25 protein-coding genes and 3 pseudogenes are annotated in these 24,870 nt (G+C 68.7%); 17 read left to right on the forward strand and 11 right to left on the reverse strand.

Annotated elements, in window-relative coordinates:
• Positions 1 to 374: 374 nt before the first annotated feature.
• The 8 genes from ACFY1L_RS05305 (at position 375) to ACFY1L_RS05340 (ending at position 7,757) form a co-directional block, all read left to right on the forward strand.
• Positions 375 to 845, forward strand: a complete 471-nt coding sequence (locus tag ACFY1L_RS05305) for a hypothetical protein (protein ID WP_388818388.1) — start codon at positions 375 to 377, stop codon at positions 843 to 845.
• Entirely contained in the window at positions 842 to 1,597 is a 756-nt protein-coding gene (locus ACFY1L_RS05310) for a hypothetical protein (protein WP_388818391.1), read from the forward strand. The genes ACFY1L_RS05305 and ACFY1L_RS05310 overlap by 4 nt, the downstream gene beginning before the upstream one ends.
• Before the next feature lie 74 nt (positions 1,598 to 1,671).
• Positions 1,672 to 2,475, forward strand: coding sequence for a hypothetical protein (locus tag ACFY1L_RS05315; RefSeq protein ID WP_388818394.1), 804 nt, complete (start codon positions 1,672 to 1,674; stop codon positions 2,473 to 2,475).
• Positions 2,472 to 3,188, forward strand: coding sequence for a DUF317 domain-containing protein (locus ACFY1L_RS05320; RefSeq protein ID WP_388818396.1), 717 nt, complete (start codon positions 2,472 to 2,474; stop codon positions 3,186 to 3,188). Before ACFY1L_RS05315 ends, ACFY1L_RS05320 begins: the two co-directional genes overlap by 4 nt.
• A 251-nt stretch (positions 3,189 to 3,439) precedes the next feature.
• Positions 3,440 to 4,033, forward strand: a complete 594-nt coding sequence (locus tag ACFY1L_RS05325) for a hypothetical protein (RefSeq protein WP_388818399.1) — start codon at positions 3,440 to 3,442, stop codon at positions 4,031 to 4,033.
• 420 nt (positions 4,034 to 4,453) lie between these two features.
• Positions 4,454 to 5,353, forward strand: coding sequence for a hypothetical protein (locus ACFY1L_RS05330; RefSeq protein ID WP_388818979.1), 900 nt, complete (start codon positions 4,454 to 4,456; stop codon positions 5,351 to 5,353).
• A complete protein-coding gene (locus ACFY1L_RS05335) occupies positions 5,350 to 6,630 on the forward strand; it encodes a DNA cytosine methyltransferase (protein ID WP_388818402.1) in 1,281 nt (426 codons plus the stop codon). Before ACFY1L_RS05330 ends, ACFY1L_RS05335 begins: the two co-directional genes overlap by 4 nt.
• Positions 6,630 to 7,757, forward strand: a complete 1,128-nt coding sequence (locus ACFY1L_RS05340) for a DnaB-like helicase N-terminal domain-containing protein (RefSeq protein WP_388818405.1) — start codon at positions 6,630 to 6,632, stop codon at positions 7,755 to 7,757. Before ACFY1L_RS05335 ends, ACFY1L_RS05340 begins: the two co-directional genes overlap by 1 nt.
• Before the next feature lie 325 nt (positions 7,758 to 8,082).
• Here ACFY1L_RS05340 and ACFY1L_RS05345 read toward each other — a convergent pair whose 3' ends face one another.
• Complete coding sequence (locus ACFY1L_RS05345; RefSeq protein WP_388818407.1) at positions 8,083 to 8,970, reverse strand: transporter; 888 nt, start codon at positions 8,968 to 8,970, stop codon at positions 8,083 to 8,085.
• A 177-nt stretch (positions 8,971 to 9,147) separates the two neighbouring features.
• On the opposite strand from ACFY1L_RS05345, the gene ACFY1L_RS05350 reads away from it, so the two are divergent.
• Complete coding sequence (locus ACFY1L_RS05350) at positions 9,148 to 9,324, forward strand: hypothetical protein (RefSeq protein ID WP_352181346.1); 177 nt, start codon at positions 9,148 to 9,150, stop codon at positions 9,322 to 9,324.
• A 326-nt stretch (positions 9,325 to 9,650) separates the two neighbouring features.
• Here ACFY1L_RS05350 and ACFY1L_RS05355 read toward each other — a convergent pair whose 3' ends face one another.
• The 3 genes from ACFY1L_RS05355 to ACFY1L_RS05365 all read right to left on the reverse strand — a co-directional run bounded on the left by ACFY1L_RS05355 (position 9,651) and on the right by ACFY1L_RS05365 (position 12,914).
• The gene (locus ACFY1L_RS05355; protein WP_388818410.1) at positions 9,651 to 10,118 is read right to left on the reverse strand and encodes a hypothetical protein; all 468 of its coding nucleotides are present in this window, start codon (positions 10,116 to 10,118) and stop codon (positions 9,651 to 9,653) included.
• A 205-nt stretch (positions 10,119 to 10,323) separates the two neighbouring features.
• Complete coding sequence (locus ACFY1L_RS05360; RefSeq protein WP_388818412.1) at positions 10,324 to 11,802, reverse strand: hypothetical protein; 1,479 nt, start codon at positions 11,800 to 11,802, stop codon at positions 10,324 to 10,326.
• Between the two features lie 77 nt (positions 11,803 to 11,879).
• Positions 11,880 to 12,914, reverse strand: a complete 1,035-nt coding sequence (locus ACFY1L_RS05365) for a YaaC family protein (protein WP_388818415.1) — start codon at positions 12,912 to 12,914, stop codon at positions 11,880 to 11,882.
• Positions 12,915 to 13,439: 525 nt separating this feature from the next.
• Here ACFY1L_RS05365 and ACFY1L_RS05370 point away from each other — a divergent pair.
• The 3 genes and pseudogenes from ACFY1L_RS05370 (at position 13,440) to ACFY1L_RS05380 (ending at position 14,343) form a co-directional block, all read left to right on the forward strand.
• Entirely contained in the window at positions 13,440 to 13,607 is a 168-nt protein-coding gene (locus ACFY1L_RS05370) for a hypothetical protein (protein WP_388819017.1), read from the forward strand.
• Between the two features lie 15 nt (positions 13,608 to 13,622).
• A pseudogene (locus ACFY1L_RS05375) lies at positions 13,623 to 13,793 on the forward strand (ANTAR domain-containing protein); the annotation flags it as partial.
• Positions 13,794 to 14,139: 346 nt separating this feature from the next.
• Entirely contained in the window at positions 14,140 to 14,343 is a 204-nt protein-coding gene (locus ACFY1L_RS05380; RefSeq protein WP_388818418.1) for a hypothetical protein, read from the forward strand.
• 233 nt (positions 14,344 to 14,576) lie between these two features.
• On the opposite strand, the gene ACFY1L_RS05385 is transcribed toward ACFY1L_RS05380, so the two are convergent.
• The 5 genes from ACFY1L_RS05385 to ACFY1L_RS05405 all read right to left on the reverse strand — a co-directional run bounded on the left by ACFY1L_RS05385 (position 14,577) and on the right by ACFY1L_RS05405 (position 16,404).
• On the reverse strand, positions 14,577 to 14,849 hold the full coding sequence (locus ACFY1L_RS05385) for a hypothetical protein (protein ID WP_388818420.1): 273 nt from the start codon (positions 14,847 to 14,849) through the stop codon (positions 14,577 to 14,579).
• 87 nt (positions 14,850 to 14,936) lie between these two features.
• Positions 14,937 to 15,167: a DUF4235 domain-containing protein gene (locus ACFY1L_RS05390; protein WP_388818982.1), complete on the reverse strand. Its 231-nt coding sequence runs from the start codon at positions 15,165 to 15,167 to the stop codon at positions 14,937 to 14,939.
• A gap of 35 nt (positions 15,168 to 15,202) precedes the next feature.
• Positions 15,203 to 15,667 carry a DUF3618 domain-containing protein gene (locus ACFY1L_RS05395; RefSeq protein ID WP_388818423.1) on the reverse strand — a complete coding sequence of 155 codons (465 nt, stop codon included), beginning with the start codon at positions 15,665 to 15,667 and terminating at the stop codon, positions 15,203 to 15,205.
• A complete protein-coding gene (locus ACFY1L_RS05400; RefSeq protein WP_388818426.1) occupies positions 15,664 to 16,083 on the reverse strand; it encodes a phage holin family protein in 420 nt (139 codons plus the stop codon). The genes ACFY1L_RS05395 and ACFY1L_RS05400 overlap by 4 nt, the downstream gene beginning before the upstream one ends.
• A gap of 69 nt (positions 16,084 to 16,152) precedes the next feature.
• Positions 16,153 to 16,404 carry a phosphatase PAP2 family protein gene (locus ACFY1L_RS05405; protein WP_388818429.1) on the reverse strand — a complete coding sequence of 84 codons (252 nt, stop codon included), beginning with the start codon at positions 16,402 to 16,404 and terminating at the stop codon, positions 16,153 to 16,155.
• 391 nt (positions 16,405 to 16,795) lie between these two features.
• On the opposite strand from ACFY1L_RS05405, the gene ACFY1L_RS05410 reads away from it, so the two are divergent.
• The 5 genes and pseudogenes from ACFY1L_RS05410 to ACFY1L_RS05430 all read left to right on the forward strand — a co-directional run.
• A complete protein-coding gene (locus ACFY1L_RS05410) occupies positions 16,796 to 17,218 on the forward strand; it encodes a nuclear transport factor 2 family protein (RefSeq protein ID WP_388818985.1) in 423 nt (140 codons plus the stop codon).
• 194 nt (positions 17,219 to 17,412) lie between these two features.
• Positions 17,413 to 17,511, forward strand: a pseudogene (locus ACFY1L_RS05415) (hypothetical protein); the annotation flags it as partial.
• 65 nt (positions 17,512 to 17,576) lie between these two features.
• Positions 17,577 to 18,743 carry a transposase gene (locus tag ACFY1L_RS05420; protein WP_388818432.1) on the forward strand — a complete coding sequence of 389 codons (1,167 nt, stop codon included), beginning with the start codon at positions 17,577 to 17,579 and terminating at the stop codon, positions 18,741 to 18,743.
• Between the two features lie 27 nt (positions 18,744 to 18,770).
• On the forward strand, positions 18,771 to 20,129 hold the full coding sequence (locus ACFY1L_RS05425) for a hypothetical protein (protein ID WP_388818435.1): 1,359 nt from the start codon (positions 18,771 to 18,773) through the stop codon (positions 20,127 to 20,129).
• 72 nt (positions 20,130 to 20,201) lie between these two features.
• Positions 20,202 to 20,405, forward strand: a pseudogene (locus ACFY1L_RS05430) (transposase); the annotation flags it as partial.
• A 300-nt stretch (positions 20,406 to 20,705) separates the two neighbouring features.
• Here the strand turns inward: ACFY1L_RS05430 and ACFY1L_RS05435 are convergent.
• Both ACFY1L_RS05435 and ACFY1L_RS05440 read right to left on the reverse strand, forming a co-directional pair.
• Positions 20,706 to 21,041: a hypothetical protein gene (locus ACFY1L_RS05435; protein ID WP_388818438.1), complete on the reverse strand. Its 336-nt coding sequence runs from the start codon at positions 21,039 to 21,041 to the stop codon at positions 20,706 to 20,708.
• Positions 21,042 to 21,052: 11 nt separating this feature from the next.
• Positions 21,053 to 24,796, reverse strand: a complete 3,744-nt coding sequence (locus ACFY1L_RS05440; RefSeq protein ID WP_388818441.1) for a helix-turn-helix domain-containing protein — start codon at positions 24,794 to 24,796, stop codon at positions 21,053 to 21,055.
• Positions 24,797 to 24,870: the final 74 nt, after the last annotated feature.

The raw sequence follows: 24,870 nt of genomic DNA on the forward strand, positions 1-24,870 counted from the left end.
AAGCCGCGCACCGACTACGGCCAGCAAGACGATCCACCACACCTGGAACCGCCCATGCCACAGATCCACGACGTCCCCGACGACTGGAACCCCGCTCACCGTTGCTGCCTGGAATGCGGCAACAGCAACCCGACGTCACGCTGCGGGCCATCACCCACCCCGCAACGAACCAACAGGCTCTCGCCTGCACCCGGCATATCTCGGAGGTGTCCGCCGTCCTCGATTCCTTTGCATCCGCGCCAGGAGCACCGGCCGAGCAAGCGACGGCGCCACTGCCCTGGCCGCCGGGTTCGCCCGGCCAGTCAAGGCATCGTTGACCGCCCTCACCCCTGGGAGACGCACTGCACACCTACGAACCCATCGATCTGCAGGACATGGAGACGCACGAAGCTGTGGCCGCGGTCGCCGCCGACCTGCGCGACCACCCGGTCCCCGGCGACCGGCACGGCCTGTTCACCGCGAGCCGCCATATCGAGCTGCTGTGCGCCCTCGCCAGCCGACTGGCAGGCGACGCCGAGTACCTCCACAACCACGACAGCGCAGGCGGGCCGGCTACGCCATCGGCCGAGAACCTGAGCCAGACGGCGGCGCACGTGGGGCGCGCCATCGCCCACTACACGCAGGCCCTCGCCCCGCTCGTCGCGTTCGCGCAGCCCGGGTCACAGGCCACGCTCCAACAGCAGCTCGAGGCGATCGACCTGCACAGCCGCCTGCGTGTCCACCTCGACGACGCCGGTCGGGCCCTGGCCGAAGCCCGCGTCTGCCTTCGCCCGCGTCCTTCCACGACACCCACGGCGACCGCCACCGTGCCCGTGCCGGCCCCGACCGCACGGCGCCGCTCATGAGCACGCTGACCGCCGAACCCCTGCTGTTCGATGTGCCCACGCCCGTCGAACGGCTACTCCACCTCGCTGGCCAGTACACCCGGCACAACGACGCGCTCGACCTCCACCTTCGCGCCGCCACCGAGCCCGAGCCGCAGGCCCATACCGCCTCCGCTCAGCGACTGGCGGCCGACACCCGCATGGCCGTCCGCGCCATCAACGATCAACGGCTATACGAAAGCACCGAGTTGGCGGAGACAGTTGTGCAGCTGAAGCAGCTCGCCTTTCTCAGCGCCGCATCAGCGGACCACGGCGTACAGGTGGCGCGTGAGCTGACCGCCCTGGCTCCCGAGACCGCGGTGGGCTGCGCAGTGAGTCTCGCCGCCGAGACGCGGCGCCGTCGCGGGGCGAGCGCCATCGCGCCAGATGTGCGGCTCACTTCCGACCAGCGCTCCGCTCTGGCGCAGATCGCCTCCGGCCACGTCGTGGCCAGCAGCTCCCTGGGACGGGAGTTCACGCGCTCCCGCGATCCCAAGGTCCTGATGAGCACCCTGCGGACGCTGGAGTCGAAGGGCTTGGCCGAACGCACTCCGAACTCCGCGCTGCCCGCCTACCACGGCGGCCCGCCCCAGGACCGCGTACGCCTCACACCCGCCGGCATCACCGTCCTCGCCTCCGGCATCGGCCCACCTGCGGCCGGGCCAGACACCGCGCTGGGCGCCACGGCCCGCCCGATACCCGCCACCTCACAGGCAGCCACCCGAAGCCGCTGAACCGCCGCCCACAGGAGTCACCCATCCCCACGCCCCAACTCGACCTGCACGAACAAGTCCGCCAGCTTCGCCAGTTGGCCCGGGACTTCGAAGCCCTCCGCGCCCGCGTACGCGACGTCTCCTACACCCCCGGCACGGACGCGCTGCGCCGCATCAGCCCGCTCCTGCTCACGGCACAGGACCTCACGGCCACCGCCCTGGTGCGTCTGACCGCGCTCGACAACAGCGCGTACACCAACATCGCCGGCAGCCGCGCCAGCCTGGAGTTGCTGGCCTCGGTCGTGTCCTCTTCGTCGCTAGCCGGCACCGACCTCGCCCACGCGCTGCTCGCCAACCCCTACGAGGGCCAGCAGTTCGCCGGATATCCGGCCGACGACGAGGCGGTGCGTACCGCGCGGCACGCCGAGGCCATTCCACAGATGACCGGCCACCTCGATGACGCCGCCCACCAGCTCGACCTGAGCGCTATCGGATCCCACTACCTGGCCCACGGCATCACCGAAGACCTGTCATCCGAACAGGAGCACCAGGCGGCGCCTACTCAGCAGACAACCGTGCCAGACCTCACCCGCCCCCAGTACGACGCCCTCACGTCCTTCCTGGGCGGCGCACGGTTGTATGAGAGTTCCCAACGCGGACTGGGCGTCACACGCGTAGCCACCGACGACGGCGCCCGCGTGTCCATCGCCACCTACCGGGCCCTGGCCAAGCACCGGATGGTCACCGCCGACACCAGCACCTCGCTGTACCACGGGCAGAAGATCACCGTCACCGAGCAGGGCCAGCGAGCCCTGGCCAAGCCACGCCCGCACACCGCGCTGACCGCCGCCGCGACCGCCCCGCCCAAGATCGCGGCGAGGCAGGGGGTACGCCGGTGAACCCGTACACGCACGACGACCGGGTCATGATCTCGCCGCGGTACATGGCAGGCGCCGGAGACCGGATCGCCGACGTGATCGGCCCCCTCATCCACCTCTTCGGCTGGCGCCACGAGCACGACGCCGACACCGGGCACATCAACATCGACAGCCCCGACGGCAGCATGCTCCTCGACTTCAACCCGCTGCACCCGCTCGGCCGATGGGTCACCGTGGCCCACCATGAGCCGTTCTGGGAAGTGATGTTCAGCAGGCAGGCGCCCCTGGAGGCAGTCGCCGCCGTCACCCAGGCACTGCCTCAGCTGCTCGGCGATGCCCGGCACGCCGAACGCATCCCGATCACAGACATGCCCCTGGAACAGCTCGCCAAGCTGAACGACTGGTCCGCCGACGGCGACACTCTCACCTCACCCGACCTGTACTGCAGCCTGCGGCACACACCCGGCGAGAACATCTCCTGGCAGGCCGAGCACCTCTACTACGAAAACGAGCCGCTGGCCACCTTCACACAGGACACCCCCGAGGCGCTCGTCCGCACCTTCCTCGCCCACCTGGCCACGCCCTTGGCCGTGGAGCGGGCCTACGCCGATGTCCCCCTCAGCACACGGCACACGGACAGCGCCCTGATCACCCCCGTCCGCGGCGCCTCGGTGAACCCGCACGTCCATCACACCCTCACCCAGCTCGACCGCGCCACTGCACGCCGCCGCTGACGCCGCCCCGAAACGGAACCCCCCTGCCCCAGCACACCGCGTCCACCGCACCTGCCGAACAACTCCTGCTCCTGGGTGCCGACTTCACCCGGTACAACGACGCCCTTCTGCGACACCGGATCAACGGTCCCAGCCCCTCGACATTCCTCACCGCCCAGGCCGCCGCCGCCCAGCACCTGGCCCGAGCGGCGCTGGACATCGTGGACACCCTCAACGCCCAACGGATGTACCACAGCCCCGTAATCCGCTCCGTGTACGCACGCGTACGTCAGCTCGCTCACCTGGCCACGGACACCGCCGATCACCTCCTGGACGCCGCCGAAATCCTCGACCACACGCGCGCCGGACTCCCCGTCGAGACCGACGACTCGCTCCTGGTCACGCTGACCAGCGAGCAGGCCCTCGGAGAGGCCGGCGGCCGCCTCACTCTCGTCAGAGATCTGACCGCGCTCGGCGCCGACGACGCCCTCACAGCCGCCGAGGCGTACGTCGCCGAGCGGCTTCGCCGGGGCTTTTCGCTCCCTCACCAGCCCCCCGTCCTCACCGCGGCCCAGAACGCCGCACTGCGCGCCGTCGCACGCGGCGAGGTGACCATCGCCGACAACAAGCCCTACGTCCGCGCCGACGACCTGCGCGTGACGATCAGCACCGTGCGCGCCCTGGAGGCCCGCGGCCTCGTGACCCGCGAGGAGTGCCCGCTGTGGCTCACCGACGAGCGGGTCCACCTCACCCCCGACGGCTGCCGTGATCTCGCCGCCTCCTTCGGCCGCCCCAACCGCCTCGCACCCACCACGGCGCGACCCGCCGCGGCCCTGCCCCAGGCCACCGCCAGCCGCACCCGCTGACCCCCGCACCCGATCCTCGGGAGACGTCACGCCCACCGACGCCCCGCGTCCGGGTGGACCTGGGCGACCAGCGCAAGGGCGATGCCATACGGGGCGCACCTACTGCCCTTCGACCGCGCCGCACACACCGCCAAAGCCGCCCAGGACGCGGGCGCCGAACTCAGCACGGCGCTTACCCGCGACGTAGAGAACCAGCGCAGTCGATCCCACGCCGCTCGTCCTGCTCCGTCCCTCGCCCCACCAGTACGTCGAGTCGGCCACCGATCTGCTCGATGCCACCCCCGCCCTGCAAGGCCATCCCGCGCGACTCGCTCACGATCGTCAACCTGCCTGCGAGCGAGTCCCGTTGAGGTCCGACATCCGCACCCGTCACACCCAGGACTCCCCATTTCCCATCAGCCTCAGTTCCGCGCCCTCTCCCTGGGCGCGGGAGTTCAATCCAGCACCCTCCTCGCCCTGTCCGCCGCAGGCGCCCTTCCCAAGGTCGACTACGCGATATTCGCCGACACCGGCTGGGAACCAGCAGCCGTCTACACCCACCTGAACCGCCTCGAACGAGAAATCGCCGCACCAGCCGGAATACCCCTGCTGCGTGTCACATCCGGGAATATTCGCGACGACGCCCGCGACCCGGAGCATCGATTCGCCTCCATGCCCCTCTACATCCTCAACCAGGACGGGAAACAGGGCATGACCAGGCGCCAGTGCACCGGGGAATACAAGGTCAAACCTATAAAGAAGAAGGTCCGGGAACTCCTCGGATACCCCTACCCGAAGCGCATCCCAAAGAGCGTGTTCGTCGAGCAGTGGGTCGACATCTCCACCGATGAATTCCACCGAGCCAAAGATGCCGACGTCAAGTACATGCGCAACCGTCACCCACTCATCGACCTCAACTGGTCACGAGCAGATTGCATCCGATACCTGGCCTCTATCGGTCTGGCAGAAACACCAAAATCGAGTTGCTTGGGCTGCCCATTTCACGGAAATCAGCAGTGGCGAAATATCCGGGACACCAGCCCGCAGGAATGGGCGGACGTGGTCGCGTTCGACGCTGCCATCCGTCAGGGCAACGCCCGCGCCAACGCGGCCGGCAACCGGCTGCTCGGCCAGGCGTTCCTACACCGCTCCCGCGTGCCGCTCACCCAGGCCCCCATCGACCACGTCACGGCCGCCGAGTGGGCAGCGCGCCGACAGGAGCTCGACGACCCGGCCGCCACGGTCGAGGAGCTGGAAAACGGTGTGGCCGACGGCTGTTCTCCCTGGTCCTGCCGGGGTGAAGTCGAGCCGGTGCAGGACGACTTCGGGCTGGCCTCATGAGACGCATCATTCTCGACCTGTTCGCGGGTCCCGGCGGCTGGAGCCACGCGCTCACCGTCCTCGGCGCGCGGGACATCGGCCTGGAGTGGGACGAGTGGGCCTGCAAGACCCGGACCAGGGCCGGACAGTTGACGATCCGCACCGATGTCGCCCGCTATCCGGCATGGATCTTCTCCGGCCGGATCCTCGGCCTGATCGCCTCCCCTCCCTGTCAGGCATGGAGCATGGCGGGCAAGCGCCTCGGCCTGGTCGACCAGCCCCTCGTCCACCAAGCCGTCGCCGACCTCGCCGCCGGACGCGACACCCGCGAACAGCTGCTCGGCGCGTGCGCGGACGAACGCTCGCTCCTCGCCGCCGAGCCCATGCGCTACCTGCACGCCCTGAACCTGGTGGGCGAGCCCGAGTGGGTGCTCATGGAGGAAGTTCCCGATGTCCTGCCCCTTTGGAGGCAGTACGCGGCGATCTTGCGGACCTGGGGCTTCTCCGTATGGACCGGCATCCTCAACGCCGCCGACTACGGCGTCCCCCAGACAAGGCGACGGGCGATCCTGCTCGCCTCCCGCACCCGCACCGCCGAACCCCCGCCGCCCACCCACGCGCAGACCGCCGAACCGGAATCTCTCTTCGGGCCCGGCCGCGACCGCTGGCTGTCCATGGCCGAAGCCCTGGGTTGGGGCGCCACCGACCGCCCCGTGCCCACCGTGTGCGCTGGCGGCGGACCAGGAGGCGGCCCCGAACCCTTCCCCTCCGGCTCGCGCAAGACCCTGACCGACGCTCGCGACCGCGGCACCTGGACACCCCACCCCGACGCCGAATTCGTCCTGGCCTCCCGCCGGGAGGGCTCCGGCTGGGCCGCCCGGCACAGTGTCCGCGACAACCGCCCCGCAGATACGTCGACCCCCACGTTCACCGCCGAGGCGCACCGCTGGTCGTGGTCACTGCGCAGCAACAACCAGACCAACGCCACCGTGCGCCGGGCCGACGAGCCCGCCGGCACCCTGTTCTTCGGCCACCACGCCAACGAGTGCGTCTGGATCCCCGACACCGCCTCCGGCGTTCCGGACGACGAGCTGCGAGCGGCACCGGCCCCGATCAAGATCACCGCGCGGGAAGCAGGCGTGCTGCAGAGCTTCCCCGCCGACTATCCGTGGCAGGGCAACAAGGGCCAGACCTTCTCGCAGATCGGCAACGCCGTCCCCCCGCGCCTGGCCGCCCACCTGCTCGCCCCGCACCTCAACAAGCCCTTCAACCCCGACGACTTCACCCTCGCCGCCTGATGCCCCACGCCCCCGAACCCGACGAGGACGACGACCTCGACCGCGTGCCGGCGCCGAAGCCGGTCCACTACGCCGAGCAGGCCCTGCTCGGCGCCCTCCTCCTCGAACCTGTACGTCTGGCCGACACCGAGCCCCTGAACAGCCAGCACTTCGACAGCCACACCCACGCCGCGCTGTTCACCGCGATCCGCACACTCCCTCCGCCCGACCCAGCCGACCACGCCAAGGACACCGCCTGGCTCAACGCCGTGCTGGAGCACGCGCGTCCGCACGCTCCCGGCCTGAACGCCTCCTACCTGCACACCCTCATCCAGTTCTGCCCGCAGCCCAAGCATGCGGCGGCGTACGCCAGGATGATCCGCGCCGACAATGCCCGCAGGGTTCTGCGCGCCCACGCCGAGCGCCTCGCGTCCACCGCGAGCGACCCCGGCCTGCCCAACCCGGCCGCCGCGACGCTCGGCATGGCCGACGACCTCGGCCGCGTCCTGGACGCCCTCGCCGAACAGTTCGACCCGCGCTCCGGCTCCTTTCCCCGAACGCCGCTCCCCGCGGAGGTCCCACGGCAGGCCGACCAGGAGGACCTCGACGAAGAACGCCTCCTCCTGGCGACCGCCACCGCCTACCCGGCGGAGGTCCGCCAGATGCGGTGGTTGACCGAGGCGGACTTCCTGCTGCCGCTGCATGCCGCGCTCTGGCAGGCCATCACCGCGCTGGTCCACCGCGGCGGCATGGTCGACCCCATCACCGTCCTCGACGAGGCCCAACACCGCGGCCTGCTCACCGGCTCCCTCGCGCCCAAAGACGTGATGGCCCTGGTCTCCACGCCCGCAGGCTCCCCCGAGTACTGGGGCGAGAAGATCCTGCATCGCGCGCTCCTCGCCCGCGCCCAGACGGTCGCTGTACGGATCGCCGCCTACACCGACGACCTGGCCAACACCCCTCACCAGCTCGTCACCGGCAGCCGCCGCGCCCTGGCCGACCTGGGCTCCCTGCGTTCCCGCTGGATCCGCGCCACCGCGCCTGCGCCCGCTCCCGCCGAAATCCCGCCGGCACGCAGCGGGCAACCGCCCGGCGCTACCGGCCCGCCGCCCCAGCCAGCCCTACTCAGCGCTCGCAGCCGCCGTTGACCCCACGACAGGGCCTGGCCACCTCATGGCCGGGTCCGAACCCGAAACGAGCCAGCCTCTTCATGCCCGGCATTCCTCCCGACGCGCCCGTCCGCCTCGGTGTCCATGCCTCCCACCCCACCGCCCAGTCGCGGCGCCAATTCCCCAACTGATCCCAGGCGGTGAAGGTGGCGGGAGTGTAGCGGCGGATCCCCGGTTACCGAAACCGGGGATCCGCCGCATCCTTGTAGCTCCACCGCCACTTCCTGACCGCCCGTCGAAAGGCAGCACAGCGACGATCAATAACGTCACCGCCCCACGGCACGTCATGCCGGTTCCTAGTTCGTCACGCCGCGGCGTAACTGAGCCGGAACAGATCCCGCGCGCGCTCCAGGTCCTGCTCGGAACGGAGCTGAACCTCCAGATCTCCGGTGCCATGGTGGCCGAGCCCGGTCACATCCCGGGTGAAGCCCGGTACCAGGTCCACCGCCGTCGGAGCCGCTTTCAGGTAGACCAGCACCTTGGTCTGCTGGGGCGGGATGAGGCAGGCGAAGTTCCGCAGCCGTTGGTAGGCGCGGTATTGCTTGCGCTGCACCCGGGTGACGCCGTCTCCCAGGCCGACGAGGGTCTCGTCGACTGCCGCAGCCAGCTGCGCCATCGCACCGCCCTGCTGTCGAGCCGGCAGCGACCTGGGCGCGCGGCGGCGTACCCGCTTGCCTTCAGCCGAGTGCCCCGTGACTGAGGCTACGGTCTCGAGGCCGAACTGATCGCTGCCGTAGTACCGGTAGCGGACCAGGTCGATCGAGCGCCGGTGCTCGCGTACAGCGTGCGCGTCGTAACGGGTGAAGTCGCCGGCCACACAGATCAGCCGGGGTGCGCTCCACAGGATCTGGGACGCGGCCGCCGCCCCGAGCCGGTCGCGGACCAGGCCCCGGAAAGCGTCCTTGTGGTGCGTCAGCCAGGCCATGTAATAGAGGCCCTGGTTGATCACCCCTGCGTCGGTGCCGCGCTTGTACTCGACAATCACGGGCGCACCGTTCTCGTCGAGACCCAACGAATCGATCCGCCCGCCATCGACACAATCGATGACGTACTCGCTCGCCAGGAAGGTGACACCCAGCATCGTCTCCATGTGCGCCTCGACGAGGGCCTGCACATCCGCCTCGACCTCCGCAAGATGCGGCAGGACCTCGACTGCCCCGTCTGCCGTGTTGAACAGCTTCAGACCGACCACCCCCTCGACTCGCGATCACGATGCCAGAGGGGAACGCCACACAGCGCAGGGATATTTCCGCTGCCACCGCATTTCGAGATGGGACCAGCAAGCACGATGCACCGACAGGACAGCCCGCCGCATGACGCCCCCTACAGCCCGGCTCACATCCGATCCACCTGGGGCGGAACGGGAAGCGTGGAAGACGCCTCCAAGGCTTTCGGGTTTTCCCGGGCCAAGGGCTACGACCTGGTCCGCCGCGGCGAATTCCCCTGCCGCGTACTGCGCATCGGCCGCAGCACCCGCGTCGTCACCGCATCCCTGCTCCGCGTCCTCGACAGCGGCGAACCCGAGTACAGCGGTATCGGTGTCTGACCTTCAGGCCGGGTACCAGAGTCCGTTGCCGGATACTCGCAGGTTCTCAAGCCACATTTGCACGGCCGCTCGGTTCACCTCTGTGACCACGTAGTTGTGGTGTGGACGACCTCCCGTGCCCCGGCGACCAATCAGCCGTCGCCACCAGCAACCCTTGCTGCGCCCCTTCCCATGCGAGGACCAGGAGGAACGCGAGCTCCGTATCGGTGCATGGATCGGGAACCAGCGCAGCCGGGCCGCCACGCTCACCCCCAGCGGGTGGAACAGCTGTCCGCCATCGGCATGCGCTGGACGTAACGTCCGGAGAGATGGCGCGCGTTCCATCGTCAGCCGATACGCGGCGGCACACGAAGAGGCACCGGCTCTTCTTGCCCGTCCCATACAACACGGATCAGGGAGGGAATCCGCGCCTCCATCGACCCCGCCATCAGGAAGTCGTGCACCTCGCCCGGGGCCAGCGTCAGGTTCTCGGGCCAAGCCCCGTGCATGGCGGCAACCGCTTCCGTGATCCGCACGTTGGTCGCGATCGCCGTTCCGTAGTTGACCAACTGCCACTTCGCCTTGTTGGCATGCTCGAAGGCCAGCACAACGCGAGGCCGATTGGCCTCTTCCTCTGCCGCGCGCTGAACAGCGTCCGCCGTTCGCTGGTGGGCCAGGGTCTCCTCAGCAACAGCGGCGGTCTTCTCCGCAGCATCAGCCGAACGCTTGCCGTCACTTCTGGCCTTGAGGCTGATACCAATGGCTCCCAGTGACACAGCGAACGCAGCCCAAGCTGGTGCATCTCCCCAGTTCATGGGCGGACCTTACGACATCGCACTGACATCCAGCCGCCGCATCGGAATCGTGAGGACCCGGAGGATCGGGGGTTCCGCAGCAGGGTGCGCATGGGGAGCTGGCATGCCCGCGGCACACCGTCAGGAGCGGGCAGCAGTTTGTCCACGATCGGCAATACAGTGCAGAGACCGCAGTCGCAGACGGGCTGCATCCCTCAGGCCCGTACTACTGATCTACAGCGGCCTGGCTCGCACGTTCAGCGTGCCGCTTCCACGGGTAGCTGTCCCAGCCCGCATCCAGGATCGCATTGCGTCCGTGATTCTTGCCGACGAGGACAGAGTTGAGGGAGTAGGTCGACGCCAGAGGATCTTCTTGGCGTTGGCGGAGGAGCTGGCTCACCGACATGTCGCTTAGCGTTACAAGGTGCTCCAGTTCTGTGGCGCTGCAGACGGTCACGGGTATGTCCGTGTCCGGCTGCATCTCCTTCTGGAAGGGGGCGTTGGCGGTGTGGAAGGGCTCCATGGTCACGACGAGACCGTGCACGGGTCGGTCCGCGGGGAGGTGCCTGAAACTCGGGTCCCGGCCGGTGATCAGTGCAGCCGTGGTTCCCAGCTGCTTGTAGGCGTGCTTGATCTGGCGCAGGTCAGCGCTGGTGCGGTCCAGCACACCAAGACGTAGTGCTTCCGTAGGGCGCGTGGACTTCACTTCGACGAGCAGGACCAGGTCGTCGAACACAACGATCCAGTCAACGCTGCGTCGCTCGTCCCGATAGATGATCTCGGGGTAGACCTTGGCGTCGGCAAGTTGGCCGAGCTGGCGTCCTACGTATTGCTCGAAGAGGTCCCCGAGTTCCCTGGCGAAGTCGCTCTCAAAGTGGGCGATGCCCATGTAGTACAGACCGAGAGGGCTGCCCTTGGGAATGATCAGGTGAGATGAGGGGGCGAGGTAGCCCGCCCCGAAGCCGGACAAGAAGGGGCGGCCGCGCAGTGGGTTGTACTCAAAGCGGCGCAGGTGGGAGTCCCGACTCGACCGCTTAGTGTCGTTCTCGGCTTTGAAGGCCGCCAGATCGGTAACGAAGTGACGGTCCGTGATCTCTCGTATGGTGCGCGCGGGAATGATGGAGCAGATCTGCTCCATCTGGGGCTGGCTCAGCCACGCGGGATCGAAGCGCCCTTCGTTCCGAAGTGCGGCCACCTGCAGAAGCTGGGTGACACCGACGTAGTCGGACAGGGAACAGCCGAGAAGTTCTTGATCCCATCCGTCGACAAGGCATGTGGCGGTGCGGGCCGTCCTCGTCTGGCCGAACAGAGCGGCCGTCCGAGCGAGATCGTTGAAGCCGGACTCCTGGTAGGTGAACTGCTCGCCCGAGGTACGCAGCAACCAGCTGGCGACGGATTCGGCACTCCCCCCGTCACGGATCATGGGGTCGGTCAACGCCGCGTACGCGGCAAGCATGGCCATCAGATCGTTCTCGGTGCAGCTGCCGTCCCCGCGGTACTCGTTCCCGTAGGCGAGGCTGGTGCGCGCGACATCGGCGAGAGCCCACGGCGTGTACTTGCGGTATGGACTGTTCCACCACGTGTCGCTGTGCCAGCGGGCTGAGGCAGCGGCGATGACAGGCAGGAGGGCGCTGGGGCGCTGCTGCCTGACTCGCTGTACGTACTCGTGATCCGTGACCAGCCGGTCATAGAGCAATGCCGCCATGGATCAAGAGTGGCTGACCCAGTGGAGTACTGTCGCTGGAATTTCGCTCTCTGCTACGACCCGTCGAGGAAGGTCGATCACGTGCTTACCTCGATGATGGTGTCCGCGACTAGGACGGGCAGGTGGTTGATCGCCCGTTCCAAGAGCCGCTCGATAGGGACCGCGTGCGGGCTGGCATCGACGTTGATGTGCTTGCCCCAGGCCGCGGGCTCGTAGCGGGCAAGCATGGACAGCGTGTACAGCACAGCCCACCAGGCCATCAGCGGGTGTAGATCCCGCTTCATCGAGCCCAAGACCGGCAGGAAATACCGGCCCCCGGCGTAGCCGCGGGTCAAGGCCCTCAGGTGGGCCTGCCGCTCGGCCATGGTCGCCATCCCGTCGAACCCGGTGCCCACGCCCTCGGGCATCAGCCAGTTCATCGCCAGCTGGCCCCCGCCGTGGTCATAACGGACGTAGTTCGGAAGCGCCGACGCTCCCACATTCGAGTAGCTCTCGTGCTGGGCGACAGCCGCGTACGCAGTCAGAAAGTCGGCCAGCACCTTACGAGTGCCGGCCTTGACGATCCGGTCGGGAATGTTGCACACGAACACGCTGAGCAAGGAGTGGTCGCCTTCGTCGACGCTGCCCTCGCTTGTGTACAGCGGGGTGAGCCGGTCCCTGCTGGTGAGCGGGTAGTTGAGGTTCGGGGGCAACAGGTCCCAGACGTCCTCCAGGCGCACCGGGTCCGTCTCCCACACCGGTGAGTCGAGGACCTCGCTGACCTTCACGAAGCTGCCCTGGGTGCCGGGCGGATCGGTGCGGATCTCGATGTCGGGGAAGGGCAGGTGGAACCCCTTGCTCGTGATCCCGTGGGTGTTGAGGCGCCAGTCCTCGCCCTTGAGAGACCAGGCGGCGGCCGTGATGGCGCGGCCAGCCTGGCTGAGGCCGTAGAAGGCCAGGACCGGACTCGTGGCCGGGCCCACGACGGCGGCGGCGCGGAACAGCTGTTGAGCCTGTTCCAGGGCTGCCGAGTACGTCTTGCGCCGGGAGCCGGTATTGGCTCGGGCCGGCGGATTGGAGTGGCTGGCCCGCAGCCGCTCCCACGCCTCATCTGCGTCGAGATCGCTGTGCATGGCCGGGACGCTACCCGCTGTCGAGTTGACGCCGCTGGGTGAATTTTCCTCTCGCGTACGCGGTCGCGGATCTAAGCACGTGAGCCCAACTTGCCCATTTTTAATGACTCTTGACGGCTTTTCAGGTGTTCTGCAACGGTCATGTTCGCCAGCCCACGGCGGCCCGCGACCACTGGTAGGAGGAGGCGTCTGGAGCCGGGACGAGGCCAGTGTGCCGCGCCCCGCGTAAGCGTGCCCTATGCGGGTGCGCATCAGGGGCGCAGCCTCGACGTGCGCCCGAAAGCCACCCCTGGCGAGCGACGGCCGCTTGGTGCTGGCTGTGGACGTCTCCCCGTGGCTTCGGCCCGGCGCCGACACCTGCGCGGACATCAATCACCTGCCGCGCCCACCGACCACACCCCCGCCTCTCAACCAAGCTCTTCACCGCCTTTCGCCCATCGCGGGGTGGTCGCGTGTGGGAGGGGTGATGCCGGGCAGGCTGCTCGCATGCGACCTTCCCAAGGCCCTGGTCCCCGGCGTGCAGAGATGCCCGGCGATGCGCAGCGCCAGGACGATGAGCACGCTGGACCCCTCGCCGGGCTACCGGTCGTCAAGCAGGCCGAGTTGCTGTATGAGGAGACGGAGCAGCTCAAGGAGGCCTTGGAGCGGCGGCCGGCGATTGACGTGGCGCGCGGCGTGTTGATGGCGACCTGATCGTGCACCGAGGAAGAGGCGTGGCAGATGCTGGTCCGGGTGTCCCAGCACTCCAACAACAAGCTGCATGACGTGGCGCAAGCCGTGGTCGCGACCACGCAGCAGGTGCCCATGCCTGCCGATCTTCAAGACCACTTGGCGGCGGCGGTGGCGGCATGGCGCACTCGCCGTGCCGCCGGCGCGTAGGGCGCAGGTCCCTCGTAAGGGGTTGAGCGGCACCGTGCTCCGGTGGCCACGAAGCTGTCGCCATGATCACTCGCGCCAACGCAGGTCCAGGCCAAAGCCATTCACGGCGAACAGGGAGCGCGCGCCGAGGCACCGAGCGCCTCGACAGGTGATGCGAGGCACATTTCGGGCTCCCCCCAGAGTCGGCCGGTCTCCCTTCCTCTCCGGTCTCCGGTCATCCCGCCCGCAACGGCTCACCACCGTCCGCCCCCACACCTGGCCGTCACCGGACCTTCACGTGGGAGGGCTGTTGGCCACCGCGGGGTTTCAACCCGTCAGGTGTTACCGGCCGGGAGGCATCTGCGCTGTGATCGCCGTCGCTGTGTCGCTGCTACCCATGCTGGGCCTGCTGCTGTACGGAATGGACCGCTGCGAGGACTGGCTGCAGGGCAGGCCGCGGGCCACACGCTACGCCCGCAGGGGCCATCTGCGTCTGGTCCACAGCACCAGTCGGCCATCCGCCGACCACGACCCGGCCCCGCACTCCCCGCGGCACCTCGATGCGGCCTGAAAATGTCAGAGTTCAAACGGTGTCGGCTGCGCCGGGTCATACTGCCGACCGCAGCGGTGACGGCTGCACTGCTGGTGGATTGCTCGGCTGATCCGAGCATGGGCCTGCGTTTGAGGCGGTAGCCGGTGCAGGGATCCGGTGGCCGGGCCGGTGATCTTGAACGCTCCCGGGGCTGCTGGCGTGACGCCTTGATCCGCTGCGTGCTTGCGCCGGCGGCCGCGTCCATGAGCGTGTCATTCGGGCGGGTCGATGTGTGCGTCGAGGTGCTGCCAGCAGCGGTGGACGTGGTGTTCCGCCTCGCGTACGGCGCACGCGGCGGCGTCCGAGGGTCCCGCTGCGGATGGCGCGGGCTGGTCGGAGCCGGATGTGGGGCGTCGGCGTGGTGGGCGGCCGGTGCGGGCGGGGTGCCGTCGGCCGCCCTGGTGGAGGACTGCGGCCCGGGCGAAAAGGATCATGGTGGTGACGGCGGCGGCTGTCAGTGCGGTAGCCGTGTGCTGGTCCGACATGGCGGGGAGGTCCTTCGTGCGGATACGGGCAGCGAGGTGGCAGGGCCGATATCCGTGCGGTGCGGCCCTGACACCTCCTGGTGCGCGTCAGCCGGGCCAGGTTCCGGTCAGACGGCGGGCGGCGGTGGCGCCACCCCGGTCGACGGCAGCTTTCACACCGGCGAAGATCGCTCCCTGCAGGACGGCTGCCGACACCACCTCGCGCCAGGTGCGGTGCTCGTCGGTGGCGTCGGGGGCGTCTTCATCGTGTCCGAGCTGCTTCCAAACCTGCTTGAACAGCCCGCCGGCCAGGACGCCGCTGACGGCGCCCATGGCCAGACCGACCGGCTTCTAGGCAACCTTCGAGGCCTTCATCAGTGCCTCCGGGCGCGACGGATGACCAGCAGCGCGATGAGCGCGCCGGCCGCAGCGAGCAGCGGGACCCGGTTGGCGCGGGCCACCTGCATGCCCTGGCCGGCCCTCTCCCGCACCGGTTCCGGGGCCTTGTCCCGGGCGAACTCGCCGAGGTGCGCGGCCTTGTCGTGGACCTGTGCGGTGGCCGCAGCGGCCTTGGCGCGTACCGGCTCGGGCGTCTTGTCCTGCACCACGTGGGCCGCGTGCGCGGCCTTGTCCTTCAGCTGGGTCTTGACGTGTGTGGTCTTGGCGGCGACCTGCTGCTTGACAGCCGTGGTCTTCTCCGCCGCGCGGGTCTTGACGTCGGTCTTGGCCGCGAGCGCCTCGACGGTCTCGCCGAGCTCTTCACGGTTCGCCTCGACCTGTTCGCGCAGTTCCTCCGGGGAAGGCACTGCCTCATCACCCTGCGGCTTGTCCTGGGTCATCGCTGTGCCCTCTCCTTGATCTCGGCCACATCGGCCTTAACGCCGTCCACCGCCTGCTCGGGCGTGGGCGGGGATGCCTTGCTGACCTGCTGCTTGCCGAGCGCCGCCATCAGCGCGGTGACGCCGGCCAGCACGCCGGTGACGATCAGCGCCGCCACCCACACATCCATAACGAGCGACAGCGCGGCAATCACGGTGGCCACCAGGGCCTGCAGGGTGAGCACCCCCATCAGGCCGGCCCCGCCGAACAAGCCGCCGCCCTTGCCGAACCGCTTGCCCTTCTCGGTCATCTCCGCCTGCGCCAGCCGCATCTCGTCGCGCACCAGCTGGGAGAGCTGCTGCGAGGCACGCTGGACCAGCTCGCCCACCGGTTCCTGCGCGCTGCTGCCCGGGCGGGCAGGGCCATCTGCTGTCATGAGTGCTCACCTGTCCTTCGTTCCCGTCGGACCGGCTGCCCGAGTACCCCGGCAGCCAAGCATCACCGCTCACAGCACCCGTCGCCACGGCAGACGGAGTGCGGCCCGGACCAGGGCGGCCGCGGCGATCCCGATTACTGCGCCGGCGGCCACGTCGGAGGGGTAGTGCGCGCCGCTGTGCACCCGCTCCGCCGCCACCAGCACTGCCGACACTCCACAGGCGGCCCCGGCGGCCGGCCACACCGGCGCGACGGCGCCCGCGAAGCCGAAGGCAGCGAGATCTCGGTCAGGGCGGGCAGGAGGGTGCCCGGCTCGGCGCACGAGAGCCGCACCCAGCGGCGCACCGCCGTCACGTCATCGCTCGCCGCCGTGTTGTCCGCCGTCATGCTGGCCCCCTGCTCTGCGGCGATCTAACCTTGGGCTTTCACAAGCAGTGCCGTCCACCGCTTGACCAGAGATGCGAGGAGCGCTCCTGACCTGCACAGATGGGACCCGTGGAGAGTCCTGGCCGTTGCTGCGGAAGCGCACTTCTCGGATGAAGAGTGCTGACCTGTATCTGCAAGTCCGCGTCCAGCGCGACGGCCGTGGGATCAGACGGGTGAGGTGCTGCTGGTCGAGACAGTCCACAACACCGGCCCGCGACAGGCGATAATGATCGTTAGCTGCCTGTGCGTATCACTTGGGGGGTCTTGTGAGTCTGAGTCCGCGTGAGGTGTTTCTCCGGCTTGTTCATGGGGTCGCCGACGGGAACTCAAGCGAGTTGCCTGACCTGTACGGCGAGGTTACCGATGTCCGGCATCCGATGGCGACGCCGGAGTCCGAGCCGTTGACGAGTCGGCGTGCGCTCCGGGAGCACTTCACGGTGCCGCCGGAGATTCGGGAGTCCTTGCCGAAGAAGAGTGTCGTCGATGTCGTCGTGCACGAGACCGCCGATCCTGAAGTGATCGTCGCCGAGTTCGCCTACGAGTTCACGTTGCCGGACGACTCCAGGTCCAAGGTGCCCTGCGTCTTCGTCATGCGTGTGCGGGACGGTCAGATCATCGAGTCTCGCGACTACATCGACCCGATCCGTACGTACACGGCACGCGGGGACCTCGACCGCCTCCTCGCGTCGTTGCGCAAGGGCGTTTCCTAACCTCGCGCTTTCCGAGGTGGGCTGTCCATCTGTTGATGATGAACGTAGAAAGTGCCTCTGACCAGTGAGAATGAGGATTTCTGAGGTCCTTGTTCCCGCCACCGCCGGAGGCACTTTCCAGGTGAAAAAGCGTATCGAGTCCGCGTGACCGCCCCGAGGACGGTGGTCGCGGAGTGGCTTCGCAGGCCGGTGCAGTGCTGCTGGTCGAGACGGCCCGCAAGACCGGTCTGGATGCGGCGATGTCGGCGGCGCTTGAGCCGTGGCGCAAGCCGCGGGCGGTGCACGATCCGGGAAAGATCCTGCTCGATGTGGCGCTTGCCGTCGCGCTGGGCGGGGAGTGCCTTGCCGACGTGGCCCTGTGCGGGCTGCGCCGGCCGTGTTCGGGCCGGTGGCCTCCGACCCGACGGTCTCTCGCCTGTTCGGACAGCTGGCTTCGGGCGGCAAGCGGGTCCTGGCCGCGCTGCGCACCGCCCGTACCGAAGTGCGTGAACACGTCTGGCGGTTGGCCGGTGACGCGGCGCCGGATGCGGGCGGGCAGGTGATCGTGGACATCGACGGGGTCCTCGTCCTGGCGCACTCGAGAAGCAGGACGCCGCGACCTGGAAGAAGACGTTCGGGCACCAACCCGCTGATGGGGTTCGTCGACCACTCCCGCGGCGGGTCCGGCGAGCCGGTCGTGGGCCTGCTGCGGCCCGGCAACGCCTGCTCCAACACCGCCGCCGACCACATCGAAGCCACGAAACTGGCCCTGGCCCAGCTGCCGAAACGGCTCCGGCGGGGGCGTCAGACACTGATCCGTACCGACTCCGGCGGCGGCACCCACGAGTTCGTCGCCTGGCTCGCTCGGCGCGGGCGGTGGCTGTCGTACTCGGTCGGGATGACCAGCACCGACGCCGTCCACCAGGCCGTCCTGAAGGTCCCAACCTCGGCCTGGACACCGGCCGTGGAACCCGACGGCGACATCCGCGACGACGCCTGGGTGGCCGAACTCGCCGGCGACTGCCTGACGGGCTGGCCGAAGGGCCTGCGGCTGATCGTGCGCAAGGAGCGGCCGCACCCCGGTGCCCAGTTGCGTTTCACCGACGCCGACGGCATGCGGTTGACCTGCTTCGCCACCAACACGGCCAGCGAGGCGATCGCCGCCCTCGAACTGCGCCACCGGCAGCGGGCCCGTGCTGAGGACCGCATCCGCGCCGCCCGTACCACCGGTATGCGCAATCTCCGACCGGCTCCAGGCCCTACCGAACCCCAGCTGACCAGCACATTCCGCCCCTGCGAGCAGCACCAGCCCACCGGAGCCGTGGAACCCTGGCGCACACCCGACGCGACAGCCGGGCACTCAACCTGCCCAGACTCCGGAATTCCGCACCAACACTCGCCACAAAGGGTCCGTCAGCAAGCTGACGGACCCTCATGCAAGATCGAGGCTAATGTGGTCCGTCGGCGTCAGCGGCCCTTGATGATCCGGCTGATCCCGTACGGAACCTCCTCCGCCACCACGAACAGCGGTTCCAGGATTCCATAGCTATCGAGCAGCAGACCAGAATCACCCGTGACCGTCAGGGCCGTCCTTCTTGCACCGCTCCAGCATCTGATGTTCTGTCAGGCCACCGTCCGCTCGGCCTGGTCAGGAACCAGCGCATGCAGCTCAATACTGCAGAGATTCGTATCCAGCACGACTTTGAGCCTTAAAGTTTTCGGCATGGATGTTGATGCTGCCCGGGAAGCCATACGCCTGCAGGACAAGCTCGCGCGGCAACGGCTGGTACCCGTCCTCCGCAAGGTTGCAGCGGAAGGTGACGCCCATGCCGATGCCCTCACTCCGTGGCTCGGCAGGGCCTGGAAGAGGAACTCCGGAACCTGGGGCGACTCAGACCCCCTGGGACGCCTGAAGAATGGTGCCGAGAGCGCCTTCATCGCTGCCAAGAAGTGGGCTGAGGGATCAACCCTGAAAACATCTTGGGAGGAGGTGGGGAAGGCCGTACGTGATCTGCAATACCACCCCCCTTCCCTCCGTCAGGTTGAGAACAGCCACCATGGGGACAGCCCCTACGAGGGCGTGGGTAAGCCTCCGCCCTTCACGCGGAGAAGACACACCGAGACAGCCGTGCAAACCCTGCATGACCACATCAGGGAACTTGCCGAGCTCCTGAGGAAACCCCCCGATGGACTCCTGGTGATACCGCGTCAGGCCCATGCCCCCCGGTACGGGAACTTGGAGGAAGGACGCCTCGGCCGTCTGGTAAACGAAGACCTAGCAGCCACGGTGAACAGAGGAAGCGCTTTGTCGGAGCGCCTAGCGCAAGGCAACGCGGACTGGCCAGAGGCACACACATGGATCAAAGATGCGGGCAACTTACTACGCGTTTCGCTGGGTAGCGTGGCCGCAGGGTTGCACACGATGGACGCGGCTGTCGCGGCATGCCAGAGCCCCCTTGTCGCTGACTCCCGCCTCCTCGCCCGCGCCTACACCGTATTCGCCCTGTCCTACCTGAACGAGGTGCAGACCCGCATGCCTGACTACATCGAGGCTTCCAGCCAACAGCCCGACCCTCACGTATCTATGACATTCAGCGGGGGAACTTTCATCGGTGGTCAGTTTGCAGCCCGGATCAACAACGTTCATTCTGCGATAACTGGCATGCACCAAGAGGGCCGCATTGACGTTGCCGAGGCCCTTCGGGCTCTCCAGCAGGCCGTCATGACCGACAGCATGGAAGACGAGCGTAGAAGTGACCTTCTAGACAACGTTGAGTACTTGGCACAGGCTGCCGCAACACCGCCCGAGGAGCGTAACAAGGGTATTTCCCGGGCCGCTCTCGCGGCGCTAACAGCAGCCGCTGCCGGTGGCTCCGCACTCAGTAGTGCACTGGATTCATGGGGCTCGGTCCTGCATAAGCTCTTCAGTTGAGCCGGTGGGACTGCTGCCGCGGCCTCATCACCACAGGAGTAACTCGCGCTGCGGTCGTTCAAGAGACACTGAGATCGCCAGTTGTATCTGCCCAAGTCCTGGACCGACGACCGCGACCGCTGCCGCGCCGCCCGCATCCCTGACGAGCGGGCCTTCGCCACCAAGCCCGACCTGGCCAAGGCAATGGTGCTGCGGGCGATCGTCTCGCCGCTGCCGGTCGCCTGGGTGACCGCGGATGCCGCCTACGGCCAGGGGTGGCGGCTGCGCCGCATGCTGGCTGGCCTGGCATCGCGGGACCCGGCGGACCTTTGGAAAGGCGGGACGGGTTGACCACGGTTCGGTCACCATCTTCCCTGGCAGGCGCCGGGCTCGGCCCAGATGTCGAGCGCGACGACGTCGACGGAACGGCCGTACTGTTCGAGGACGTGCCCCAGCAGTTTCTCGTGTCGCAGCGTGATCACCCGCTCGCGATGTCCAGACCGGGGTGGGCCGCCGCGAGCCGGGGATCCAAGCGCCGTCCGTCGGTCACGGAGTGCAGGCTCGTCTGGAAGATGACGTTGCGGGTGCCGCTGACGGCTACGCAGTCACGGTCTCCGGAGGGCGGATGAGCGAGTACCCCGTGTCGGGCACGTCCGCTGGCGGCCCGGTGGCCCCGAAGGTGGCGGTAGGTGGTGAGCTCGCCGAAGGCCCCGTCCAGGCCAACGACGCGCGCACCAGGACAGCGGGCACGGTGGTGAACTGCTCGCCGGGCGTGAGCGTGCGACGCCACTGGTGAGACGCGTCGTCAGGCCCGAACAGGGCGAGGTGGGCGGCGCCCTTACCGCCGTCGGTGAGCGCGGCGCCCGGCAGGTGCCGGCTGGTCGACCAGGTGCTCTGCGCGTACCGCTCGAAGCGCCCCGGCGCGATCGACACGGGACAGTAGTTCATCCGCGCCGGGCGGACGGCGGGCAGAGTTTGCGGTAAGGCGCGTCAGGGATGGAGGCGTGCCACTCGGTGGGTGTGAGAGCGGACTTCGTGGCGGCGCAGATGAACATCGCAATGGAGTCTGGAGTGATGGGATAGCGCTGGAGCGAGGCGTGGAGGCTGCTGGCGTACAGGGCCTCGCTGTCAGGCGCGAAGGAGAGGGAGATGATGCTCTCGCCGAAGCTGACCAGGTTGGTCCCCAGCGGCTCGTCGCCAGTGGTGTCCCAGAGTTGGATACTGCCCAAGCGGCCGCCGACCGCGAGGGTGGTGCCGTCGGGGCTGAAGCTGAGAGCGCTGACCCCCTCTGCCGGCTCGCCCACAGGGGCGGGGAAGGTGCTCGGCAGGGTGCCGATGCTGTGGCGAGCGTCGCTGTCCCATAGGGTGACGCGCCCGGACGCGTCGCCCACTGCCAGCTTGCTGCCGTCCGCGTCGAAGGCGAGGGCCGTCACTTCTTCACCCCGGCCGAGGGCGCGGACGGCTGTTCGCCCGACCGGGAGTTCGGCAGTCCCGTCGGCGCCGACGAGCAGCCGCCCGTCGGGTCTGATCGTCGGGGAGGCGGTGTCCAGGCCCGGTAGGACGGCGGTTCTACGGCCACGCTCGGTTTCCCAGACCTCACCGTAGCGGCCGTTATCGTCCGTGCGTGTGGTCAGCAACATCGTGCCCCCGGGGCTGAGCGCGACTCCCGTGACCGCGGGCGCCGGCCGCGGTGCGACGTCAACGACAGCCTGTTGGCGGGCCTGTGGGATGTCCCAGAGGATGAACGTCTGCCGCGCCGCCGTACGACCGGGGGCGGTGATGCCGTATGTGAAGGTCTTGCCATCCGGGCTGAAGCCCATGACGGCGGTCATGCCCCCGGGGGCGACCGGCCCGGAGCCGACGGCGGGCGGGGACGGGGCGGGGAGCGTGTGCGCCGGCCGCCCGCCGCCAATGTCTCGCAGTTGGACGACATAGTGGTCACCGGTGCCCACGGCGGTGGCAACCGTGCGGCCGTCCGGGCTGAGCAGGGTGCTGTCCGAAGCCTTGGCATTGTCTGCCGGGGTCAGGCTCGCTGCCAGGTCGAAGGTGTGGACGGTCCCGTCCGCGAGGTAGCGGAGCAGGGGGTGGTGGGCGTCCCAGGCGAGGCCGGCCACCTGGTGGCCGGGCACGGAGTGCCGGAAGACGGGCCTGACTGTCGACAGGTTCCACACGGTGATCTCGTCCGACCCCGCGGCAGCGAGGAACTCGTCGCCGCCGCCGAACACTATGCGCTCGATGCCGGGAGAGTCGAGGTCGGCGAGCAGTCGGCCCGAGGTCAGGTCCCACACCCGTACGCCGTTGTCGGACACGGCGGCGAGCCGCTTGCCGGCGGGGTCGAACGCAAGTTGTGAGCTGGCCTCGCCGCAGGTGTTCCCACCCGTGCTCGTCCAAGCACCGGGGACTGGGTGGTTGCCGCCGAGGTCCTGGACGACGAGTGAGCCACCGGCGAGGCATGCGGCCACCAGCCGGTTCCCGGGACCGACGGTCACGTTCGCCGGGCTGTCCGCCGCCGCCTGGTACAGCAATCGGCCATCCGACACGGCGCGTACCTGGACCTGGGACCGGCCGACGGCGCTCACCAGGTAGCTGGCTCCGGAGGCGGGAAAGTCGGGCAGGTAGGAGTCCTTGGACAGCTCGTTCACGGATCCCGTCCAGACATGGGTACGTGTGTCCCACAGCCGCCAGCCGGTGCCGCTGTCGAGAGCGACCACTCGGCCGTCGGGGTCAGCGGCCAACACGGTGCCGGGCAATCGCCCCGAGGCACGCTCGGCGTGTGTGGCCACGTCCCAGGTATGCCACGACCTGTCGCGCACACTGAGCAGCGTCCCGCCGGATTCGACGAGGAACCGCCGGCTCCCGACGCCTGCCCCGGGGTCACTGAAGGCGTCCGACTCGCGCTGCGTGAGGGCACCGAACAGAGCGGCTCGTGCTTCGGGTATCGGCGCGATCCGCCAGGCGGCAAGGCTGAGGAGCAGGGCGGTTCGGGGGTCGGTGGTCCGGGCTGCAGCGGCCAGTTCGGCGACCCGGACGGCGGTGGCCGCGCTCTTCTCCCGTTCAGTGGTGAGGTGCTGTTGCCAGGCGAGCATACTGACGATCAAGGCGATCGCCAGCATGGCTGAGAATGCGGCGACCAGGCGCCGTGTCCGCGTCCTGGCACGGGCGGTGGTGCGTTGCTCAGCCGCGCGGGCATCGAGGGCGGCAGTGAGATAGGCCTTCTCGACCGGACAGAGGTCGTGGTCCCGGTCGGACGGCAGCAGGATCTTCGCGACCGGCTCCAGCTGGTCCCCCGTGTACAGAGCGCCTGGGTCGCGTCCCATGTCGTGCCACGTCCGTGCGGCATCGGTGAGCCGCCGGCGCAGGCTGAGCCGTTCACGGTCCTCGTCTATCCAGCGTTGCAGTCGGGGCCAGCCGGTGATCAGGGCCTCGTGCGCCAGTTGCACCGTGTCGCCGTCGATGGTGAGCAGACGGGCCGCGGCCAGCCGCTCGACCGCCGTGTCCAGCTCGGGGCAGTGCCATGCATCCAGTTCGGTCCGGCGGGCGGGGCGGCTGGTGTCGGGAGCGCCGTCACCCGGGACGATCAGCCGCAGCATCAGGCGGCGGGCGGCGCCCGCCTGGCCGGGGGAAAGCTGCCCGTACACACTCTCGGCTGTGGCGGCGATGGCCCCAGTGATGCCTCCGGCCGCCTCGTACGCCTCCAGAGTGAGCACGCACCCGCGCCGCCGCCTCCAGGTCTCCAGAAGTGCGTGCGAGAACATCGGCAGGGCGCCGGGACGGTCGACGACCTCCTCGACGATGCGGGCGGTCAGCTCCCGTTCGACGCGCAGCCCCGCGGCTGCGGCCGGCCGGGTGACCGCTTCCTGCAGTTCCAGGGTGCTCATCGGTCCCATGAGCAGGCCGGAGCGGCTCAGTGCGTCGGCGAGCCCGGGGTGCTCGGCACACCGTGCATAGAAGTCGGCGCGCATGGCGATCACCGCGTGCAGTCGGGACTCCGGCTCCCGCGCGGTGAGCAGCAGGTCGATGAAGCGTGTTCGTTCCCGTGGGTCCGGGCACAGCGTGAACAGTTCCTCGAACTGGTCCACGATCACCCAGCTATCCGGTTCATCCGCCTTGGGCGTCAAGAGGTGGCCGTAGCGGGAGACAGGACGTTCTCCCGGCGTGAGAATCCTGATCGCGGCGGGCGTGGGCGCCTCCTGCGCGAGTTCCTGGAGGCGAGGGACGAGGCCGGCGCGCAGGAGTGAGGACTTGCCGCTGCCGGAGGCGCCGAGCAGGGCAGCGAAGCGGTTCTCCCGCACGAGCACGAGGGCGTCCTTCACGAAGCGCTCCCGGCCGAAGAACCCGGCGCGGTCCTGCGGTTCGAAGCGCGCCAGACCCCGGTAGGGCGCCTGGCTCTCCCGGTCGTGATGTGCGGCCTCCGGCACGCCCGCGACCGCGTCTGCCGCCGCCTTCCACCGCTGTTCCCATTCCTCCGGATCGGCGCCGCAGACCTCCGCGTACGCCAGCACCACGGCCAGAGAGGGCAGGCGGGTGCCGGCCGCCGCCTGGGACAGCGTCGTCACGGAGAACTCGCCACGCTCGGCCATGGACCGGTAGGAGGGGTTCCCCGCGCGCTTGCGAAGCGCACGGAGTTCGTGAGCGAGACGTTGGACCGGCCCCGCAGCGGGATCGATCGCCCGTTCGGGCCTTCCCATGACGATCCCTTCACGGATGATGATTTCTTCACATTCTCGGCACTATCAGCGACGGCGATGGGTGATCGCAAGAG

The organism is Streptomyces sp. NPDC001663, from assembly GCF_042893105.1.
Classification (GTDB): domain Bacteria; phylum Actinomycetota; class Actinomycetes; order Streptomycetales; family Streptomycetaceae; genus Streptomyces.

What these genes read in the sequence shown, in the direction of transcription:
- ACFY1L_RS05305 (WP_388818388.1), top strand. Translation starts at nt 375, where the DNA reads ATGGAGACGCACGAAGCTGTGGCCGCGGTCGCCGCCGACCTGCGCGAC.
- ACFY1L_RS05310 (WP_388818391.1), top strand. Translation starts at nt 842, where the DNA reads ATGAGCACGCTGACCGCCGAACCCCTGCTGTTCGATGTGCCCACGCCC.
- ACFY1L_RS05335 (WP_388818402.1), top strand. Translation starts at nt 5,350, where the DNA reads ATGAGACGCATCATTCTCGACCTGTTCGCGGGTCCCGGCGGCTGGAGC.
- ACFY1L_RS05340 (WP_388818405.1), top strand. Translation starts at nt 6,630, where the DNA reads ATGCCCCACGCCCCCGAACCCGACGAGGACGACGACCTCGACCGCGTG.
- ACFY1L_RS05355 (WP_388818410.1), bottom strand. Translation starts at nt 10,118, where the DNA reads ATGAACTGGGGAGATGCACCAGCTTGGGCTGCGTTCGCTGTGTCACTG.
- ACFY1L_RS05360 (WP_388818412.1), bottom strand. Translation starts at nt 11,802, where the DNA reads ATGGCGGCATTGCTCTATGACCGGCTGGTCACGGATCACGAGTACGTA.
- ACFY1L_RS05365 (WP_388818415.1), bottom strand. Translation starts at nt 12,914, where the DNA reads ATGCACAGCGATCTCGACGCAGATGAGGCGTGGGAGCGGCTGCGGGCC.
- ACFY1L_RS05370 (WP_388819017.1), top strand. Translation starts at nt 13,440, where the DNA reads ATGCCCGGCGATGCGCAGCGCCAGGACGATGAGCACGCTGGACCCCTC.
- ACFY1L_RS05385 (WP_388818420.1), bottom strand. Translation starts at nt 14,849, where the DNA reads ATGTCGGACCAGCACACGGCTACCGCACTGACAGCCGCCGCCGTCACC.
- ACFY1L_RS05395 (WP_388818423.1), bottom strand. Translation starts at nt 15,667, where the DNA reads ATGACCCAGGACAAGCCGCAGGGTGATGAGGCAGTGCCTTCCCCGGAG.
- ACFY1L_RS05400 (WP_388818426.1), bottom strand. Translation starts at nt 16,083, where the DNA reads ATGACAGCAGATGGCCCTGCCCGCCCGGGCAGCAGCGCGCAGGAACCG.
- ACFY1L_RS05440 (WP_388818441.1), bottom strand. Translation starts at nt 24,796, where the DNA reads ATGGGAAGGCCCGAACGGGCGATCGATCCCGCTGCGGGGCCGGTCCAA.